Source organism: Jeongeupia wiesaeckerbachi (assembly GCF_050916355.1).
In the GTDB taxonomy this organism is placed as follows: Bacteria; Pseudomonadota; Gammaproteobacteria; order Burkholderiales; family Chitinibacteraceae; genus Jeongeupia; species Jeongeupia wiesaeckerbachi.
In genome coordinates, this window is record NZ_CP136946.1 from 2,579,595 (window position 1) to 2,597,965 (window position 18,371).

Consider the following 18,371-nt stretch of genomic DNA (forward strand, 5'->3'; position numbering starts at 1 on the left):
AATGCCAATTGCGTAGTCTGGCCGTACATTCGGCGCTTCCGAGCCCGCGCGCGTCCCCGATCCGCCATGTTCCTTCATCCCGCCCTGACCTTGCAGCACACCCCGATCAACCGGCGACGGATGCTGCGCGCGGTGATCGCGGTCGGTTTGCCGCTGGCGATCGCGCTGATGCGCGGCGAGTTCCTGCCGGCCGTCTACGGCGCCGTGGCCGGGTTCTACACGCTGTTCGTCGACAGCGGCGGCGATGCTGGCGAGCGGCTGGCGGCGATCCTGTACATGACAGTCGGCATGCTGCTGGCCGGCATTGCCGGCGTCGTCGGCCACTCTGTCCCGGGGGCGTCCTTGGTGCTGCTGCTCGGGTTCACCGCCGTAGCCGGCTGGCTGCAAGGCGCCGGCAACGCCGTCGAATTCATCGGCAAGTACTGGCTGATTGCCTTCCTGTTCGGTGACAGCGCACCCGATCTGCCCCCCTTGTGCGGAACGTATCTGATTGTCGGCGGTCTGGCGGGTATGTTGGCCGTGCTGGTCGACCTGGTCATCGCACGCCGGCCCGAGCCGCAGAGTGCGCCGATGCTGCGTGATGCGGCGCGGCACCTGTTGCGGCGCAGGCATACCAACGGCGCGTTCACCTTCTATTTCATGGTGCTGGTCGTCACGGGCTATGCCGTCGGTCACTGGCTTGGCCTGACGCGGGCGTACTGGGTGCCGCTGACCATCGTCATCGTGACCGTCTACGATCCGCGCCACAGCATTCACAAGCTGATCCAGCGGCTCGCGGGTTCGCTGATCGGCGCGGTGCTTGGCGCGTTGATCGTGCATTTCGTCCGCGCCGAATGGGCACTGGCGCTGTGCGTGACGGCAATGGCCGCGTGGTTGCCGGCGGCACAGGCGCGCAACTATTGGGTGGCGGTGATTCCGATTACCGCCTTGGTGATGGTGCTGCTGGATTTCGGCATTTTGCGCGGCAGCATGTCGGCGACCGGTTTCGCGCTGGCGCGCATGGTCGATACGGTGGTCGGCTGCGTGGTGTGCGGGCTGGGTGCAATGATTTACCTGCGGCTGCTGCCAAGCATAGAGGCCGCGCAGTCGCCGCGCCGTTTGCAACGCAAGCAAAGAATATAGTCAATTAGATTGATCTAATTTTTCGGGATGTCAATGCCAGCGAAACGGTGGCGTGACATCGAGCAAGTTTCACGCCGCCAGCGTAATAAGTACCGCCACGAGGCAGGGGCGATGCACTACATTTCCGGCAACAGATTATTCAACGCAGCCCGCTTTTAAACAGCACAGGCTGCGATGGCCGGATCGAATCGAATCAGTGGCTCAGGCACTTCGGTGCCATTGCAAAGGAATCCCATATGCAGACATTCTTCATTGCGCCGACGCGGCAGAACGTCGGTTTGACCTCGGTCTCGCTCGGCGTGGTCCGCGCACTGCAGCGTCAGGGCCTCAAGGTCGGCTTCGTCAAGCCGGTGTCGCAGGACCATCACGAGGTCGAGCGTTCGACCCATTTCGCCCGCGAGATCTGCCAGATCGACACGCCGAACGGCCTGTCGACCGGCCAGGTGATCGCCCGCGTCACCGCCGGCCAGAACGACGAACTGATGGAAGACATCGTCAGCCTGTGCATGGGCGCCGCGCACGGTGCCGATGTGCTCGTCGTCGAAGGCCTGCACGTCGATCCGAACAACGCCTTTACCGCCGGTCTGAACGCCAATATCGCCCGCAGCATGCAGGCGGAAACCGTGCTGGTCGCCAATGCCGGTGCATCGGGCGCCGTCAACGAGGTCAAGGTACTGGCCGCGCAGCTGCGGCACGAGGGGCTGAACGTCGCCGGGGTCATTTTCAACAAGGCGCCGGCCACGTTCGACGCCGCGGCGCAGCCGGCCATCGACGGCATTCCGGTCTGGGGCGTGGTGCGCTATGACGCGCAACTGCTCGCACCGCGGACGCTCGACGTCGCGCGCCATCTGAACGCCGAAGTCCTGATCGAAGGCGAGATCGCCAAGCGCCGCGTCCACGAGACCGTGATCGCCGCGCGTTCGGTCACCGAAGTGGTCGAGCGGCTCAAGCCGGGTGCGCTGGTCGTCAGCGCCGGCGACCGCGACGACATCATGCTGGCGACGGCGCTGGCGGCGAAGAACGGCGTCCAGCTTGCCGGCCTGCTGCTGACGCATTCGAGCATGCCTGATCCGCGCATCCGCCAATTTGCCGCGCTGGCGCTCAATAGCGGGATTCCGGTGCTGCAAACCGATACCGACAGCTACGGCACCGCCGCGCGCATCGCCCAGGTGCCCCTGGCCGTCGCCGCTGACGACATCGAACGGATGAACGCCGTACTCGATACCGTCGCCGAGCAATTGTCGGCCGAATCGCTCGCGGCTGGCGTCAAGGTACCGGCGTCGATGCGGATGTCGCCGCCGGCGTTCCGTTACCAGTTGATCAGCAAGGCCCGTGCTGCCAAGAAACGCATCGTCCTGCCGGAAGGCGATGAGCCGCGCACGATCAAGGCAGCGGTCATCTGCGAAGAGAAGGGCATTGCCAGCTGCGTGCTGCTCGGCAAGCGCGAGACGATCGAATCGATCGCCGCGGCCCAGGGCGTCACGCTGCCGGCGTCGCTGGAGATCCTTGATCCGGATCTCATCCGTCAGGAGTACGTCGCGCCGATGGTCGAGTTGCGCAAGAGCAAGGGCCTGACCGAAGGACAGGCGCTGCAACAGCTCGAAGACACCGTGGTGCTCGGCACGATGATGCTGGCGGTCGACAAGGTCGACGGTCTGGTGTCCGGCGCCGTGCACACCACGGCCAGCACCGTTCGGCCTGCATTGCAGCTGATCAAGACCGCGCCGGGCTCGTCGATTGTCTCGTCGGTGTTTTTCATGCTGATGCCCGATCAGGTGCTCGTTTACGGCGACTGCGCGATCAATCCGAATCCGACCGCCGAGCAACTGGCCGAGATCGCCAAGCAGAGCGCCGACAGCGCGCAGGCCTTCGGGGTCGATCCGAAGGTGGCGATGATCAGCTACAGCACCGGCAAATCCGGTGCCGGTGCCGACGTCGACAAGGTGCGTGCCGCGGCCGAACTGGCGCGCGAGAAATACCCGTCGCTGGTGCTCGATGGCCCGCTGCAGTACGACGCCGCGTCGGTGGCCGATGTCGCCGCACAAAAGGCGCCGGGCAGCCAGGTCGCCGGCAAGGCCACGGTGTTCGTGTTCCCGGATCTGAATACCGGCAATACGACGTACAAGGCGGTGCAGCGCAGCGCCCATGTCGTCAGCGTCGGCCCGATGCTGCAAGGCCTCAGGAAGCCGGTGAACGATCTGTCGCGCGGTGCACTGGTCGACGACATCGTGTTCACGATCGCGCTGACCGCGATTCAGGCCGCGCAGATGGACGCGGCGCGTTAATCGCCCGTTCCGATAGCTGTATCGAGAAAAAACGCCGGCTTCAAGCCGGCGTTTTTATTGGCTGCAAGCCGCGCCGGTGCTAGACAAATCAGCGGGGGAGCGGGGCAATTTATGCCGGACGGTCATTGTGCCCAAAGCTTATCGTCATGATCGCGTGGTAGAATCCCCGGTTTACCCAAACCTTCGCAGCATTCCATGACACGCGCCCTTCGCAACATCGCCATCATTGCCCACGTCGACCACGGCAAAACCACCCTGGTCGACCAACTCCTGCGCCAATCCGGCACCTTCCGCGACAACCAGCAGGTTGACGAGCGCGTGATGGACTCGAACGATCTTGAAAAGGAACGTGGCATCACGATTCTGGCCAAGAACACCGCCATCGAATACGAAGGCACCCACATCAACATCGTCGACACCCCGGGGCACGCTGACTTCGGCGGTGAAGTCGAGCGCGTGCTCGGCATGGTCGACGGTGTGCTGCTGCTGGTCGATTCGGTTGAAGGCCCGATGCCGCAAACCCGTTTCGTGACCAAGAAAGCGCTGGCGCTGGGTCTGAAGCCGATCGTCGTGATCAACAAGGTCGACCGTCCGGGCGCACGTCCGGACTGGGTTGTCGACCAGACGTTCGATCTGTTCGACAAGCTCGGCGCGACCGACGAACAGCTCGACTTCCCGATCATTTACGCATCGGGCCTGAACGGTTTTGCCAAGCTTGAACTGGCCGAAGAGTCGGACAATATGCGTCCGCTGTTCGAAGTCGTGCTCAAGCACGTTCCGACCCCGCCGGGTGATCCGGATGCACCGCTGCAACTGCAACTGTCGGCACTGGACTACTCGACCTACACCGGCCGCCTTGGCGTCGGCAAGGTCGTCAACGGCCGCATCAAGCCGGGCCAGCAAGTGGTGGTGATGAACCACGACGAGCAAGTGGCGTCGGGCCGTATCAACCAGGTGCTGGGTTTCCAGGGTCTGGACCGTGTGCCGGTTGAAGGCGCCGAAGCCGGCGACATCATCATCATCTCGGGTCTGGACGACATCGGTATCGGTGTCACGATCTGTGACAAGGAAAACCCGGTCGGCCTGCCGGTGCTCGGCGTCGATGAGCCGACGCTGAACATGGACTTCATGGTCAACACCTCGCCGCTGGCCGGCACCGAAGGCAAGTTCGTCACGTCGCGCCAGATCCGCGATCGCCTGACCAAGGAACTGCTGACCAACGTCGCGCTGCGCGTCGAAGACACGGCCGATGCCGATATCTTCCGCGTGTCGGGCCGCGGTGAGTTGCACCTGACCATCCTGCTGGAAAGCATGCGTCGCGAAGGCTTTGAAATGGCCGTGGCCAAGCCGCGCGTCGTTTACAAGGACGTCAACGGCGTCAAGAGCGAGCCGTACGAAAACCTGACCATCGACCTGGAAGACGAACACCAGGGCGGCATCATGGAAGAAATCGGTCGTCGCCGTGGCGAGCTGACCAATATGGAATCGGACGGCCAAGGCCGGACGCGTCTGGAATACCATATCCCGGCACGTGGCCTGATCGGCTTCCAGTCGGACTTCATGACCATGACCCGCGGCACCGGCCTGATGAGCCACGTGTTCGACGACTACGCACCGGTGAAGCCGGACATGCCGGGTCGCCACAACGGCGTGCTGATCTCGCAGGACAACGGCGAAGCCGTGGCCTACGCACTGTGGAAGCTGGAAGACCGCGGCCGCATGTTCGTGTCGCCGGGCGACAAGCTGTATGAAGGCATGATCATCGGCATCCATTCGCGCGACAACGATCTGGTCGTGAACCCGATCAAGGGCAAGCAGCTGACCAACGTCCGCGCCTCGGGCACCGACGAAGCCGTTCGCCTGACCACGCCGATCAAGCTGTCGCTGGAATCGGCGGTCGAGTTCATCGACGACGACGAACTGGTCGAAATCACCCCGAAGTCGATTCGTATCCGCAAGCGTCACCTGCAGGAACACGAACGCCGCCGTGCGGCCAAGTCGGAAGGCTGATTCAGCGTGCCTTGAAAAGAACGGAGCCCGAGCGGCTCCGTTTTTTTTGTCCGTCTGTCGTGCCCGGCGCAACGCCTGCCGCCGGTCGCTTGTCCGGCGTGGTGACCCGACTTATCGTTTTTCGCGATCGGCCCGAAGGCCGGCATTCACACAAGGCGCCGGACGCCAAGGATGGAGACAGCGATGAAAACGATACAGGGTGCGGCGTTTGCCGTGCTGTTGGGCCTGAGCATGCTTGGCCACGCTGCCTGCCGCGGCGACTGGGCCGAAGGCAACACTTATACCGCCGGTGATACGGTGATCTATAGCGGAACGGTCTACACCGCCCGCAGCACGCACACCGCCTACGTCGGTACCGGCTGGAACCCGGCAGCGACGCCGACGTTGTGGTCGGTCGGCGGGACTTGCGGCGCAACGCCGACCCCGACACCCTCGCCAACGCCAACGCCAACGCCAACGCCAACGCCAACGCCAACGCCAACGCCAACGCCAACGCCAACGCCAACGCCAACGCCAGTACCATCGCCGACTCCGACTCCGACTCCGACTCCGACTCCGACTCCGACTCCGGTACCCGGTGGCTGGGTGCTGCAGAACACGTTCGAAAACGATGCGGTCGGTCTGTATACGGCCGGCGCTTTTCAGAGCGACTGGGGGATCACACCCGGTGAATCGACCGGTGTCGCGGCGGGGCGACTGTCGATCGTCGGCGATCCGGACAATCAGGCCAACAAGGTGCTGCGCGTTACCTACAAGGCCGGCCAGATCGGTGGCAACTCGGCGATGACCTTCGATGCACCGCTGGGTGGCAACTACGGCCAGCTGTGGCTGCAGTACAAGCTGCGCTTCGACAGCGGCTTCACCTGGGTCAAGGGCGGCAAGTTGCCGGGGCTGGGCGGTGGCGATACGCCGACCGGCTGCATCCAGAACGGCACCTTCGACGGCTTCACCACCCGGCTGATGTGGCGCGAAAACGGCGTCGGCTTCAGCTATCAGTACTATCCGGGCAAGAAGGACGAATGCGGCGACTATTACGCCGTTGCGACCAGATTCAAGCCGGGCGTCTGGTACACGCTGACGCAGCAGGTCGTGCTGGGTGACGCGGGTCAGGCCACCGGCCAGTTCCGCCAGTGGGTCGATGGCAAGCTGGTGCTGGAGCAAAGCGGGCTGTTGCTGCGCAATGCCGCCGCAGTGGGTGTGTCGGCGATCAAGATGGATACTTTCTTTGGCGGCTCGAGCGCCGACTGGGCGCCGGCCAGCGATCAGTACGCCTACTTCGACGACTTCCGCGTTGCGACCACCAGCCCGCTGGCGCTGGTCGACACGGTGAAAGCGCCACCGCCGCACAACGATCCGATCGTTGGCTACGGCCAGTGGCAAGCCGGTAAGAGCTATGCGCAGAACAGTCTGGTGTTCCGCATCGACGGCAACGGCGTCTACCGCTACTACAAGGCGCGCGCTTATGTGGCGGCCAACGTCGACCCGCTCGCCAGCAGCCTGCTCGATGTCTACTACCAGGTGTACTCGCCGCTGCGGCTCGACAACGGCCAGAAGTGGATCGAGTTGAGCGAGCCCTGGTCCTGATCGGGCTCGGGCAAACAACAAACCCGCCATGAGCGGGTTTGTTGTTTCAGCCGCGATGGATTGCCAGCGGCCCGTTGGCCTGGCACACCGGCATCAGCTGGATATTGTTGATGTTGACGTGTGCCGGCCGGCTAGCCGCCCAGTAGACGGTGTCGGCGATGTCGTCGGCGGTCAGCGGCTGAACGTTCTGGTACACCGCACCGGCCTTGGCGTCATCGCCATGGAAGCGCACATTGGAGAACTCGGTGCCGCCGGCCAGCCCGGGCTCGATATTGGTGACGCGCACCGGCGTGCCAAGCAGGTCGGCGCGCAGGTTGTAGCTGAGCTGGCGTACGAAGGCCTTGCTCGCCCCGTAGACGTTGCCGCCCGGATAGGGCCATTCGCCTGCGGTCGAGCCGAGGTTGACGACGTGACCACGGCCGCGTTCGACCATGCCCGGCAACAGGGCACGGGTGCAGTAGACGAGGCCCTTGATGTTGGTGTCGATCATCCGGCCCCAGTCGTCGAGATCGGCGCGTTGCGCCGGTTCAAGCCCGAGTGCCAGTCCGGCGTTGTTGACCAGCAAATCGACGGCGGCAAAGTCGGCGGGCAGGGCGGCGAAGGCGCTGGCCACCGCGTCGCGGTCGGTGACGTCGAGCTGCAGCGGCAACAGTTTGGCACCCAGTTCCGCAGCCAGGGCGTTCAACCGGTCGATCCGCCGGCCCGCAGCGACGACCTGGTGGCCTTCGGCGACAAAACGGCGTGCGATGGCCTGACCGAATCCGGCGCTGGCACCGGTGACGACGACAATCATGGTGGTCTCCTGCTTGAACGGCTTTTTAGCGTGCACCATGCTGTGTGAGGCAGCAACAGACAATCACCGGTAATTTCGGCCAGCGCAGTTGCGGACACAGGGCAGGCGGATCGAACGCGTAGTACCATTCACCGCATCTCACGACGGTCTGGACATCATGCCGGTACACGACGAGGCCGCGACCAAGGTCCGGCTGGACAAATGGCTCTGGGCGGCGCGCTTTTTCAAGACCCGTTCGATGGCCACCGAGGCGATCGACGCCGGTCACGTTCATCTGAACGGCGATCGCGCCAAGCCGGCGCGAACCGTCAAGATCGGTGATCGCCTGCGCGTACTGACCGCCCACGGCGAGTTCGAGCTGGCCGTTCAAGGTTTGTCCGACCGGCGCGGCCCGGCCGAAGTCGCCCGGACGCTGTACGCCGAAACACCCGACAGCGAGGCGAGGCGGGCGCAGCAGGCGCTGGATCGCGAGCTGGTGCCGACGTTCGAGCACCCGCTGTCCAAAGGCCGGCCGACCAAGAAATGGCGCCGGCAACTTCATGATTTCTCGCGCAAGCAGCAAGGCTGAAACCGATGGCTTCCGATACGCTCTCCGCACCGATTTATCTGCTGTGTCGCAATGGCGATTACGCCGCGACGGTCAGCCAGCAACTGGCGATGTTCGGCCTGCGTGCGATCGCCTGTGCCCGCGCCAGCGCGTTGCTCGCGGCGATGCACGGCGAGGCGCCGCTGGCGGTGCTGGTCGACGAGGCAGGCTGCGAGGACATGACGCTGACGCAGGTGCTGCCGATGATCGCGCGGCTGAGCCAGGGGCCTCTGGTGTATCTGTCGCTACCGATGGCCGCGCAGGAACAGATCGAACTGGCCCGCGCCGGCGTGACCGATTTCCTGCCCAAGCCCTTCGATAGCCACAGGCTGATCGACCAGATCGACCGGATGCTCGAGGCCCAGTCGCCGCAAGCGGCGAGGGTGCTGATCGTCGATGACTCGGAGACGCTGACCCACTGGGCGAGCAATGTGCTGACCATGGCCGGCATGCGCGTGCGCAGCGTCAAGAATCCGCTGAAGGTGCCGCAGCTGGTGGCGCTGGAAAAGCCCGAGCTGATCCTGCTCGACATGTATATGCCCGAATGCACCGGCGACGAGCTGGCCAAGGTGCTGCGGCAGAATCCGGCCTTCGACGGCATCCCGATCGTTTTCCTGTCGAGCGAAACGCAGCGGGGCAGGCAGCTGTCGGCGCGGCGCATGGGCGGCGATGATTTCCTGGTGAAGAACAACGACCCCGACGAGCTGATCGACATCGTCGCGATGATGGTCGACCGCTATCGCCGCCTGCGCGAACTGATGACGCGCGACAGCCTGACCCGGCTGTTGAACCATACCCACCTGATCGAACGGCTGCTGCAGGAAGTGGCGCGTGCGCACGAGACCGTGCGTCCGCTGGCGTTCGCGATGATCGACATCGATCATTTCAAGTCGGTCAACGACCGCTACGGCCATGCCGTGGGCGACCGGGTGATCAAGAGCCTGGCGCGACTGCTGCGGCAGAGCTTTCCGGGGGCCGATCTCGTCGGCCGTTACGGCGGCGAGGAATTCTCGATCATCTTTCCCGATGCATCGCTATTGCGCGCGGCGCAGCAGGTCGACGAGCTGCGGCAGCGTTTCAGCGAGCTTTGCCATTTCAGCGGCAACGGCGAACCGTTGACGATTTCGTTCAGTGCCGGCGTTGCACAATTGAGCAACGGCATGCAAACCGAACAACTGATTGAAACCGCCGATGCGGCGCTCTACCAGGCCAAGGCGGCCGGCCGCAACCAGGTCGGCCTGGCGCGCTAACAACAAGGAAGCCCATGTCTGCACTGCACTACCGTATCCGCCCAGCCGATCTCGCCGGCCACTATTTCGATGTGACGCTGACAATTGCCGAACCAGCTGCCGATGGCCAGATCGTCTGGTTGCCGGTGTGGATCCCCGGCAGTTACCTGATTCGGGAGTTTGCGCGGAACATCACCGAAATGGCCGCATACAGCGGCAAAAAACCGGTTGAACTGCGCAAACTGGACAAGCACCGCTGGCAGGCCGTAGCGGTGGCCGGACCGCTGGTGATCGAATACCGTGTGTACGCCTTCGATCTGTCGGTGCGCGGTGCTTATCTGGACGACACGCGCGGCTTCTTCAACGGCACCAGCGTTTTCGTCGCCGTGGCCGGCCAGGAGTCGCAGCCGTGCGACGTCGATATCGCCACGCCACGCGGTGATGCGGGCAAGCGCTGGCGCGTGGCGACGACGCTGCCGGCGGTGAAGCTCAAGGACGGCGGCTTCGGACGCTATCGCGCACGCGATTACGACGAGCTGATCGATCACCCGGTCGAGCTTGGTACCTTCGATACGGACAGCTTCAAGGCCTGCGGCATACCGCATGAAATCGTCATTGCAGGCCGGCACCGGACCGATTTCAAACAGCTGAAGAAAGACCTGAAGAAAATCTGCGAAGCGCAGATTCGCCTGTTCGGCGAGCCGGCACCGTTCGATCGCTACCTGTTCATGACTATGGTGACCGGCGACGGCTATGGCGGGCTCGAGCACCGCGCCTCGACCGCGCTGATCACCAGCCGCCCGGATTTGCCGCTGGCGCACGAGACCGAACGTAAGACCGGTTATATCCAGTATCTCGGGCTGTGCAGCCACGAGTACTTCCACAGCTGGAACGTCAAGCGGATCAAACCGGCGGCATATGCACCGTATCCGCTCGATCGCGAAGCCTACACCCGGCTGTTGTGGGCGTTCGAGGGCATCACCTCGTACTACGACGACCTGATGCTGCTGCGCGCCGGCATCCTGACGCCGCAACAGTATCTGGATTTGCTGGCACAGACGCTGACCGGCGTCGAACGGGCGCCGGGGCGCAAACGGCAGACGCTGGAAGACGCCAGCCTCGATGCCTGGGTCAAGTACTACCGGCAGGACGAAAACAGCCCCAATGCGCTGGTCAGCTACTACACCAAGGGCGCGCTGGCGGCCTTGTGCCTCGACCTGACCATCCGGCAGCGGACCGACGGCGCGAAGAGCCTCGACGACGTCATGCGGACGCTGTGGCAACGCTTCGGCCGCGACTTCGACCGGAATGGCATCGGGGTCGGTGAAACCGAATGGGAGGCCGTTGCCAGCGAAGTGGCAGGATTCGATCTCAAGGCCTTTTTCGATCGGGCCCTGCGTTCGACCGATGACTTGCCGGCGGCCGAGCTGCTCGACGCATTCGGTGTCGACGTACAACTGCGACCGCCACTGGGCGGCAGCGACAAGGGCGGCTGGCGCACCGGCACGATTACCGCCGGCATCAGCATCGGCGCCCGTGTGGCTGCCGATCCGGCCGGGATCAAGCTGACCCAGGTCTTCGATGGTGGCGCGGCCAGGTCCGCGGGGCTGGCGGCCGGCGATGTGCTGGTCGCTTTCGACGGGTTGCGCGTCAACGCGGCCAGCTTTGACGGCGTGCTGGCCGGCTATCCGGCTGGCGCCAAGGTGCATGTCCACGCCTTCCGGCGCGACGAGCTGATCGAGCGGAGCCTGCAACTGCAGCTTGCCCTGACCGATACCTGGGGGCTCAGGCTGCGGGATGCGGGGGGGAATCCTTTGCGCCTTGCTTGGCTGGATGAATAAATTAAGTTTTTGGTAAGTTTGTGTGGGCTTGTGTAAATTGAATGAGTAGCCCAACACGGACGTCCGCATGTATCTGCCCCTGCCCGGATCGGGCTGGCTTTTCAGCTTGCGAAACCGGATGCTGCTTGTATTTCTGTTGATCACCATGATCATCAGTGGTGCAGGTGCAACTTATGTCTATTGGCTCAAGGCGTCTGCCATCCGGGCCGAAGTCGACGGTCGGCTGCGTGCAGCGGCAGCCGCCGCCGAGCCGCTGCTGCCGCCGAGTCTGGTTTCGCAGAATGTGCTGCTCGACGACGCGCAGCATGACCCAGTCCAATCCCGTTTTGCCATCGAGCGCTATTGCCTGCAGGCCGGCATCGATGGCTTGGGCTTTTACGTCTTCGACCGCGACACGCCGCGCTGGGTTGCTGGCGCGACCATCAACGCCTTCGCGCAAGGACGGATCCCGATCGAACTGCTTGCCCCGGCGCGGACCGGTGGCAAGGTCCAGGTGCTCGAAGCACGGATCCAGGGGCGATCGGCCCGCGTACTTTTTGTTCCCGGCCCGCTCAACAGTGCCAGTCGTTACATCATTGCAGTCACGGTTGCAGACGAGGGCTTCAACCAGGCTTTGCAGCAAGCCAGAATCGAGGTCGCCATTGGCGGCGGGGCGCTGCTGCTGACCGGGCTGCTGCTGTCCTGCTTGCTGGCACGCTGGCTGGCCGCGCCGATGACACAGATGCTCGCTGCGGTTCGGCGCATGCGGGGTGGCGATTACAGCACGCGGCTGCGTTTCAAGGGCCGCGGTGAACTCGGCGAGCTGGCGAGCAATTTCAATGCGATGAGCGAAGCGGTTGCCGAGCGGCAAAGGCTGATCCTGCGTCAGGCATTCGAAGATGGACTGACCGGCTTGCCCAACCGGAGCCGCATGCTCGAGCTGATGCAGACGCAGATCGTGACCGACGGCACACCGTTCGTCGTGCTGCTGATCGACATCAACCAGTTCAAGTACGTCAATGATTACCTCGGCTATCAGACCGGTGACGCAATGCTGGTGGCGCTTGCCAAGCGCCTGTCGGGCCTGATGCATCTGCGTGGCGAATTGTGCGCGCGGCTACCCGGCGACGAGTTTGCCCTGCTCTTCCCCAATGCGCTGATCGGTAGTCTGCCGCGATTGCTGGCGCGGCTGGAGTCCGCGCTGGTCGACCCGGTGATCATCAGCGGCCAGCGTCTCGATCTGAGCGTCGGGATCGGCGTTGCAGCTTACCCGGAGCACGGCGAGAGCGCGGAGTTGCTGTTGCGCCACGCCGAAGTGGCAATGTATCTCGCCAAGCGCGACCATGCCGCATACGCGGTCTATTGCACCGAAACCGAAACGCACCGCCGCAACCGGACGGCCTTGCTCGCCGATCTGCGCGAGGCAATCGAAGGCGGCCAGCTGCGCGTGCATTATCAGCCCAAGGCCTTGCTGCGCGACGGATCGGTCAGCAAGGCCGAAGCGCTGGTGCGCTGGGCGCATCCCGAACGGGGCTGGATCGGTCCGGACGAGTTCATTCCGTTTGCCGAACAGACGGGGCGGTTGCGGGCGATCACGCATTGGGTCGTCGATAGTGTGACCAGTCAGCTGGCGCGCTGGCGTGAGGGAGGACTGACCCTGTGCATTGCGGTGAATGTCGGCATGAGCGACGTCGAGGACGATAGCTTCGTCGCCTTTGTCGACCGGGCTTTGCGGCGTCATGGCATCGACCCGGCGCAGCTCAGCCTCGAGATCACCGAAACCGGCATGATGCACCGGCCGAAACAATTGCTCACCAATCTGGACCGACTGCGCCAGCTCGGTGTGCAGCTGTCGATCGATGACTTCGGCAACGGTTATTCGTCGTTTGGCTATCTGGCGCAGATGCCGGTACACGAGCTGAAAATCGACCGGACCTTCATCGAGCGGCTCGAGCACAACTTCGAGAATGTCTCCATCGTGCGCTCGATCATCGAACTCGGTCACATCCTCGGCCTTGATGTGGTTGCTGAAGGGGTGGAAACGCCGGCGACCTGGCAGGCGCTGGCGGTGATGGGCTGCGACGAGGCGCAAGGCTATCTGATCGCCAAGCCGATGCCCGCCGACGAGCTGACGCGCTGGCTGGAAAAGGGCTTCGACGTGCCACCGCGGGTGCCAAATATGGCGCCGGTGCTGTCGTCCTGAGCGTCGGCTGGCGCCCGTAGACCGACTTCCAGAATAGGTCTAGACGTCACAACCTCGTAATAAGTGCTGCCTAGAATCCGCTGCGATTTCCCTCTCACTGGATCGCACAAGGATCGCAGCCATGAAACTCGTCAACCGTATCGCTTTCGGCCTTGCCTGCGTATTTGCCGGCACCGCTTTCGCCGATACCACGCTCACCGTGTACACCGCGCTGGAGGCCGATCAGCTCAAGGCCTATCAGCAGAAGTTCGAGGAAGAGAACCCGGGCATCAAGATCAAGTGGGTGCGCGATTCGACCGGCATCATCACCGCCAAACTGCTGGCCGAAAAAGCCAGCCCGCAGGCCGATGTCGTGATGGGCGTCGCCGCCAGCTCGCTGCTGGTGCTCGAGAAGGAAGGGATGCTGCAGGGCTACGCGCCGAAGGGCGTCGACAAGCTGTCCAAGGCCTATGTCGATCCGTCCAGCCCGCCGTCGTGGGTCGGGATGGACGTTTGGGGCGCGACGATCTGTTTCAATACCGTCGAAGCCGCCAAGCTTGGGCTGAAGAAGCCGGAAAGCTGGAACGACCTGACCAAGCCTGAGTACAAGGGCAAGATCGTCATGCCGAACCCGGCGTCGAGCGGCACCGGCTACTTCGACGTTTCGGCATGGCTCAAGGTCTTCGGCGAGAAGGACGGCTGGGCCTATATGGACAAGTTGCACGACAACATTGCCCAGTACACGCACTCGGGCTCCAAGCCGTGCAAACAGGCGGCAGCCGGCGAGTTCCCGATCGGCATTTCGTTCGAGTACCGTGCGGCCAAGCTCAAGGAAGGCGGCGCGCCGATCGATCTCGTGTTCCCGAAGGAAGGCCTGGGCTGGGACGTCGAAGCCACGGCGATCATGAAGGGCACCAAGCACGTCGAGGCGGCGAGGAAGCTCGCCGACTGGTCGGCATCGCGCTCGGCCAACGAGCTGTACGAAAAGAACTTCGCCATCGTCGCCATGCCGGGCGTGGCCAAGAAAAACGAGCACATTCCGGCCAACTACGAGCAACTGCTGATCAAGCAGGATCTGAAATGGTCGGCGAACAATCGCGACAAGATCCTTGCCGAATGGACCAAGCGTTACGACGCCAAATCCGAGCCGAAGAAGTAAGCAGCGCTTCATTTGCCAAACAGCCCCGCACGCGGGGCTGTTTGCATTCCGGCGTGCGCTGCGCCTCGCCAAGTGCCCGCCAAAGTCGTCTAGACGTCATGGGTACGTAATACAAGCCATCTAGAGTGGCGCCATGTCAAAACCGGACGGAAACACCATGATCCTGGATTGGTCTGGGCTGGAAAGCCTGTTGCGCGACGCAGGCCATTCGCTGTACGGCGGCGAGGCCATCAGCCAGCTCGAACACGCCTTGCAAAGCGCCGAGTGCGCCGAGCGCGACGGGGCCCCGGCGGCGCTGATCACCGCCGCCCTGCTGCACGACGTCGGCCATCTGGTGGCCGGGCAGGGGGACGACGACCTCGCCGATGGGATCGACGATCGTCACGAGCAGACTGGGGTTGCCGCACTGCGCGAACTGTTTGGCGATGACGTGCTGGCGCCGATCGCGCTGCATGTCACGGCCAAGCGCTATCTGTGCGGGGTCGAGCCGGGCTATCTGGCGGATCTGTCGGAAGCGTCGCGCCTGTCGCTGGCGCTGCAGGGCGGGGTGATGGCTGAACCGGAGGCCGAACGCTTCGGCCGCAACCCGCATGCCGTCGCCGCGATCGCGCTGCGGCGCTGGGATGATGAGGCCAAGGTGGTCGGCAAGACGACGCCGGGCCTGGACCACTATCTGACGATTGCCCGCCGCGCCGCGCATACGCGGGCCGGAGCACTGCAATGAACCGCGATTGGCAGCAAACGACAAGCACGCTCGACGCATTGCGGGTCGAGCGCGTCGCCAAGCGCTTCGGGGCATTCACGGCGCTCGAAGGCGTATCGCTGTCGGTGAAAAAGGGCGAGTTCCTGTGTCTGCTCGGCCCGTCGGGCTGCGGCAAGACGACCCTGCTGCGCATCATCGCCGGGCTGGAAACCGCCAGCGACGGCGCGCTGTTCATGGCTGTCGACGATGCCGAACGCGAGGTGACGCGGCTGCCTGCCTCGCAGCGTGACTACGGCATCGTCTTTCAGAGCTACGCACTGTTTCCGAATCTGAACGTCGCGCAGAACATCGCCTATGGCCTCAAGGGTCGGCGCGAGGACAAGACCTTGCGCGTTACCGAGCTGCTGGCGCAGATCGGCCTGCCGGGTATCGAGCACAAGTTTCCGTCGCAATTGTCGGGTGGGCAGCAGCAGCGCGTCGCGCTGGCGCGTGCGCTGGCGACGAGCCCGTCGCTGCTCCTGCTCGACGAGCCGCTGTCGGCGCTCGACGCCCGCGTGCGCGAGCATCTGCGCCGCGAGATCAAGTCGCTGCAGCAAAAGCTTGGCGTCACGACGATCATGGTGACGCACGATCAGGAAGAAGCGCTGACGATGGCCGACCGCATCGTGGTGATGAACCACGGTGTGATCGAGCAGGTCGGCACGCCGGAAGAAATCTACGCGCGACCGGCGAACCGCTTTGTCGCCGAATTCGTCGGCCAGTCGAACTGGCTGGCCGCGACGTCGGCCGGCATTGGTCAGGTCCAGCTCGGCGATGCCTTGCTCGGCGCCACGGTGACCCCGCCGCGGCCCGACGGCCATCCGGTCGAGTTGTTCATCCGGCCCGAGGACGTGCAGCTGCACGCGAGCTGGAGCCCGGTCGAGGCGCAGATCGTCAACACCGCGCTGGCGCATGTGCGCAAGATCGAATTGCTCGGCGGCTTCTACCGCGTTGCGCTGAGCGTGCCGGGCTGGGGTGGCCAGCCGCTGCTGGCCGACGTGGCGCGCAGCGAGTTCGAGCGGCTGAACCTGTCGCTGGCGCGCATGGTGCCGGTGTCGCTGCCGGCCAACCGTTTGCGGGCCTTTTCGCCCTCGACCTCGACTGGCGGTGCCGCATGATCGCGCTGCGCTTGCGTGGCCGGATCGCGCCGGACCGCAGCCAGTACGTGGCCGCCGGTCTGTTATGGCTGCTGGCGGCCGCGCTGGTGCTGGGCCTGGCGCTGCCGCTGGCTGCGATCCTCGGCAAGGCGCTGACCGGCGACGATGGCCAGTTTGCCGGCCTGGCCCAATTCGCCGCGATCGCCGGTGAGGCGCGCTTCTGGGATGCCGTGTCGAACAGCCTCGCGGTCTCGCTGACGACGACGGCGATCGTGCTGCCGCTGGCCTATGTGTTTGCCGCCGCGCTGACGCGCACCTGCATGCCGGCCAAGCCGCTGTTCCGCGCGCTGGCGCTGATTCCGCTGCTCGCGCCGTCGCTGCTGCCCGGCATCGCGCTGGTCTACCTGTTCGGCAATCAGGGCCTGTTGAAAGCGTGGTTTCCCGACGGCAGCATCTATGGCTTCTGGGGCATCGTCATTGCCGAAGTCTTCTTCACGTTTCCGCATGCGCTGATGATTCTGGTCACGGCGCTGTCGGTTGCCGATGCCCGGCTGTACGAAGCGGCGACGGCGCTCGGTGCCGGCCGCATCCGCCGCTTCCTGACCGTGACGCTGCCGGCGGCACGCTACGGGCTGATCTCGTCGGCGCTGGTCGTGTTCACGCTGGTCATCGTCGATTTCGGCGCGCCGAAGGTGATTGGCGGTCAGTACAACGTCCTTGCGGTCGAGGTGTACAAGCAGGTCATCGGTCAGCAGAACTTCCCCAAGGGCGCGGTGATCGGCATGTTGCTGCTGCTGCCGGCGGTGCTCGGTTTCGTGATCGACCATCTGCTGCAGAAACGCCAGCGGGCCCTGCTTTCCGCCCGCGCTCAGCCGCTGGTGGTCAAACCGCAGGGCTGGGTCGACCTCGTCAGTACGCTGACGTGCACGCTGATCGGCGGTGCGATGCTGGTGGTGCTGGGCACCGCGATCGCTGCGGCATTCATCAAGCTGTGGCCGTACAACCTGAGCCCGACGCTGGCGCATTTCGACTTCGACAATATGGATGGCGGTGGCTGGGCGGCGTTCTTCAACAGCGTGAAGCTGGCCTTGGCGACCGCGGTGTTCGGCACGCTGGCGGTGTTCGCCGGCGCCTATCTGGCCGAAAAGACCAGCGCGGCGCCGGTCGCGCGGCAACTGGTGAAAATGCTAGCGATTGTCCCGATGGCGGTACCGGGCCTGGTGCTCGGCCTCGGCTACATCCTCTTCTTCAACAATCCGGCCAATCCGCTGCACTTCCTCTACGGCTCGATGACGGTGCTGGTGCTGTGTTCGGTCATGCACTTCTACACCACGGCGAACCTGACCGCGACGACGGCGCTGAAGCAGCTCGATGCCGAGTTCGAAGCCGTCGCCGCCTCGCTCAAGGTGCCGTTCTGGACGACGCTGTGGCGGGTGACGCTGCCGGTCTGTCTGCCGGCGATGCTCGATATCGCGCGCTTCTATTTTGTTTCGGCGATGTGCACCGTCTCGGCGGTCATCTTCATCTACACGCCCGATACCGTGCTGGCATCGGTGGCGGTGCTGAACATGGACGACGCCGGTGACACCGCTGCGGCCGCGGCGATGGCGACGCTGATCGTCGCCGCGTCGGCGCTGATCTGTCTGGTGTTCAGCGTCGCCGCATGGTGGCTGGGGCGGAAGACGCAGGCGTGGCGCACACGTTGAACCTATTCGGCCGGGGCCTTGCCCCGGTTTTTTGGTAGCAGAAAATTCGTCTAGAT

At 64.1% G+C, this 18,371-nt stretch carries 13 protein-coding genes; 12 read left to right on the forward strand and 1 reads right to left on the reverse strand.

Going from position 1 to position 18,371, the window contains the following annotated elements:
* Positions 1–66 precede the first annotated feature (66 nt).
* From R0382_RS12660 to R0382_RS12675, 4 genes are all read left to right on the forward strand, one after another.
* Positions 67–1,122 (forward strand): FUSC family protein, encoded by a 1,056-nt coding sequence (locus R0382_RS12660; protein WP_432719967.1) that lies wholly within the window; start codon positions 67–69, stop codon positions 1,120–1,122.
* A 236-nt stretch (positions 1,123–1,358) separates the two neighbouring features.
* Positions 1,359–3,407 (forward strand): phosphate acetyltransferase, encoded by a 2,049-nt coding sequence (gene pta, locus R0382_RS12665; protein WP_432719968.1) that lies wholly within the window; start codon positions 1,359–1,361, stop codon positions 3,405–3,407.
* 195 nt (positions 3,408–3,602) lie between these two features.
* Positions 3,603–5,417 (forward strand): translational GTPase TypA, encoded by a 1,815-nt coding sequence (typA, locus tag R0382_RS12670; protein WP_432719969.1) that lies wholly within the window; start codon positions 3,603–3,605, stop codon positions 5,415–5,417.
* Positions 5,418–5,600: 183 nt separating this feature from the next.
* Positions 5,601–7,001: a polysaccharide lyase gene (locus tag R0382_RS12675; RefSeq protein ID WP_432719970.1), complete on the forward strand. Its 1,401-nt coding sequence runs from the start codon at positions 5,601–5,603 to the stop codon at positions 6,999–7,001.
* Positions 7,002–7,047: 46 nt separating this feature from the next.
* Here R0382_RS12675 and R0382_RS12680 read toward each other — a convergent pair whose 3' ends face one another.
* Entirely contained in the window at positions 7,048–7,794 is a 747-nt protein-coding gene (locus R0382_RS12680) for an SDR family NAD(P)-dependent oxidoreductase (protein WP_432719971.1), read from the reverse strand.
* Positions 7,795–7,951: 157 nt separating this feature from the next.
* Here R0382_RS12680 and R0382_RS12685 point away from each other — a divergent pair, with 157 nt between their 5' ends.
* From R0382_RS12685 to R0382_RS12720, 8 genes are all read left to right on the forward strand, one after another.
* Positions 7,952–8,362, forward strand: coding sequence for an RNA-binding S4 domain-containing protein (locus tag R0382_RS12685; RefSeq protein ID WP_432719973.1), 411 nt, complete (start codon positions 7,952–7,954; stop codon positions 8,360–8,362).
* Positions 8,363–8,367: 5 nt separating this feature from the next.
* Positions 8,368–9,630, forward strand: a complete 1,263-nt coding sequence (locus R0382_RS12690) for a diguanylate cyclase (protein ID WP_432719974.1) — start codon at positions 8,368–8,370, stop codon at positions 9,628–9,630.
* A gap of 14 nt (positions 9,631–9,644) precedes the next feature.
* Positions 9,645–11,450 (forward strand): M61 family metallopeptidase, encoded by a 1,806-nt coding sequence (locus R0382_RS12695; RefSeq protein WP_432719976.1) that lies wholly within the window; start codon positions 9,645–9,647, stop codon positions 11,448–11,450.
* A gap of 118 nt (positions 11,451–11,568) precedes the next feature.
* Positions 11,569–13,632 carry a putative bifunctional diguanylate cyclase/phosphodiesterase gene (locus R0382_RS12700; protein ID WP_432719977.1) on the forward strand — a complete coding sequence of 688 codons (2,064 nt, stop codon included), beginning with the start codon at positions 11,569–11,571 and terminating at the stop codon, positions 13,630–13,632.
* A 121-nt stretch (positions 13,633–13,753) separates the two neighbouring features.
* Positions 13,754–14,770, forward strand: coding sequence for a putative 2-aminoethylphosphonate ABC transporter substrate-binding protein (locus R0382_RS12705; protein ID WP_432719978.1), 1,017 nt, complete (start codon positions 13,754–13,756; stop codon positions 14,768–14,770).
* Positions 14,771–14,927: 157 nt separating this feature from the next.
* Complete coding sequence (locus R0382_RS12710; protein ID WP_432719979.1) at positions 14,928–15,494, forward strand: phosphonate degradation HD-domain oxygenase; 567 nt, start codon at positions 14,928–14,930, stop codon at positions 15,492–15,494.
* A complete protein-coding gene (locus R0382_RS12715; protein ID WP_432719980.1) occupies positions 15,491–16,630 on the forward strand; it encodes a putative 2-aminoethylphosphonate ABC transporter ATP-binding protein in 1,140 nt (379 codons plus the stop codon). Before R0382_RS12710 ends, R0382_RS12715 begins: the two co-directional genes overlap by 4 nt.
* Positions 16,627–18,315: a putative 2-aminoethylphosphonate ABC transporter permease subunit gene (locus R0382_RS12720; protein WP_432719982.1), complete on the forward strand. Its 1,689-nt coding sequence runs from the start codon at positions 16,627–16,629 to the stop codon at positions 18,313–18,315. The genes R0382_RS12715 and R0382_RS12720 overlap by 4 nt, the downstream gene beginning before the upstream one ends.
* The last annotated feature ends 56 nt before the right edge of the window (positions 18,316–18,371 follow it).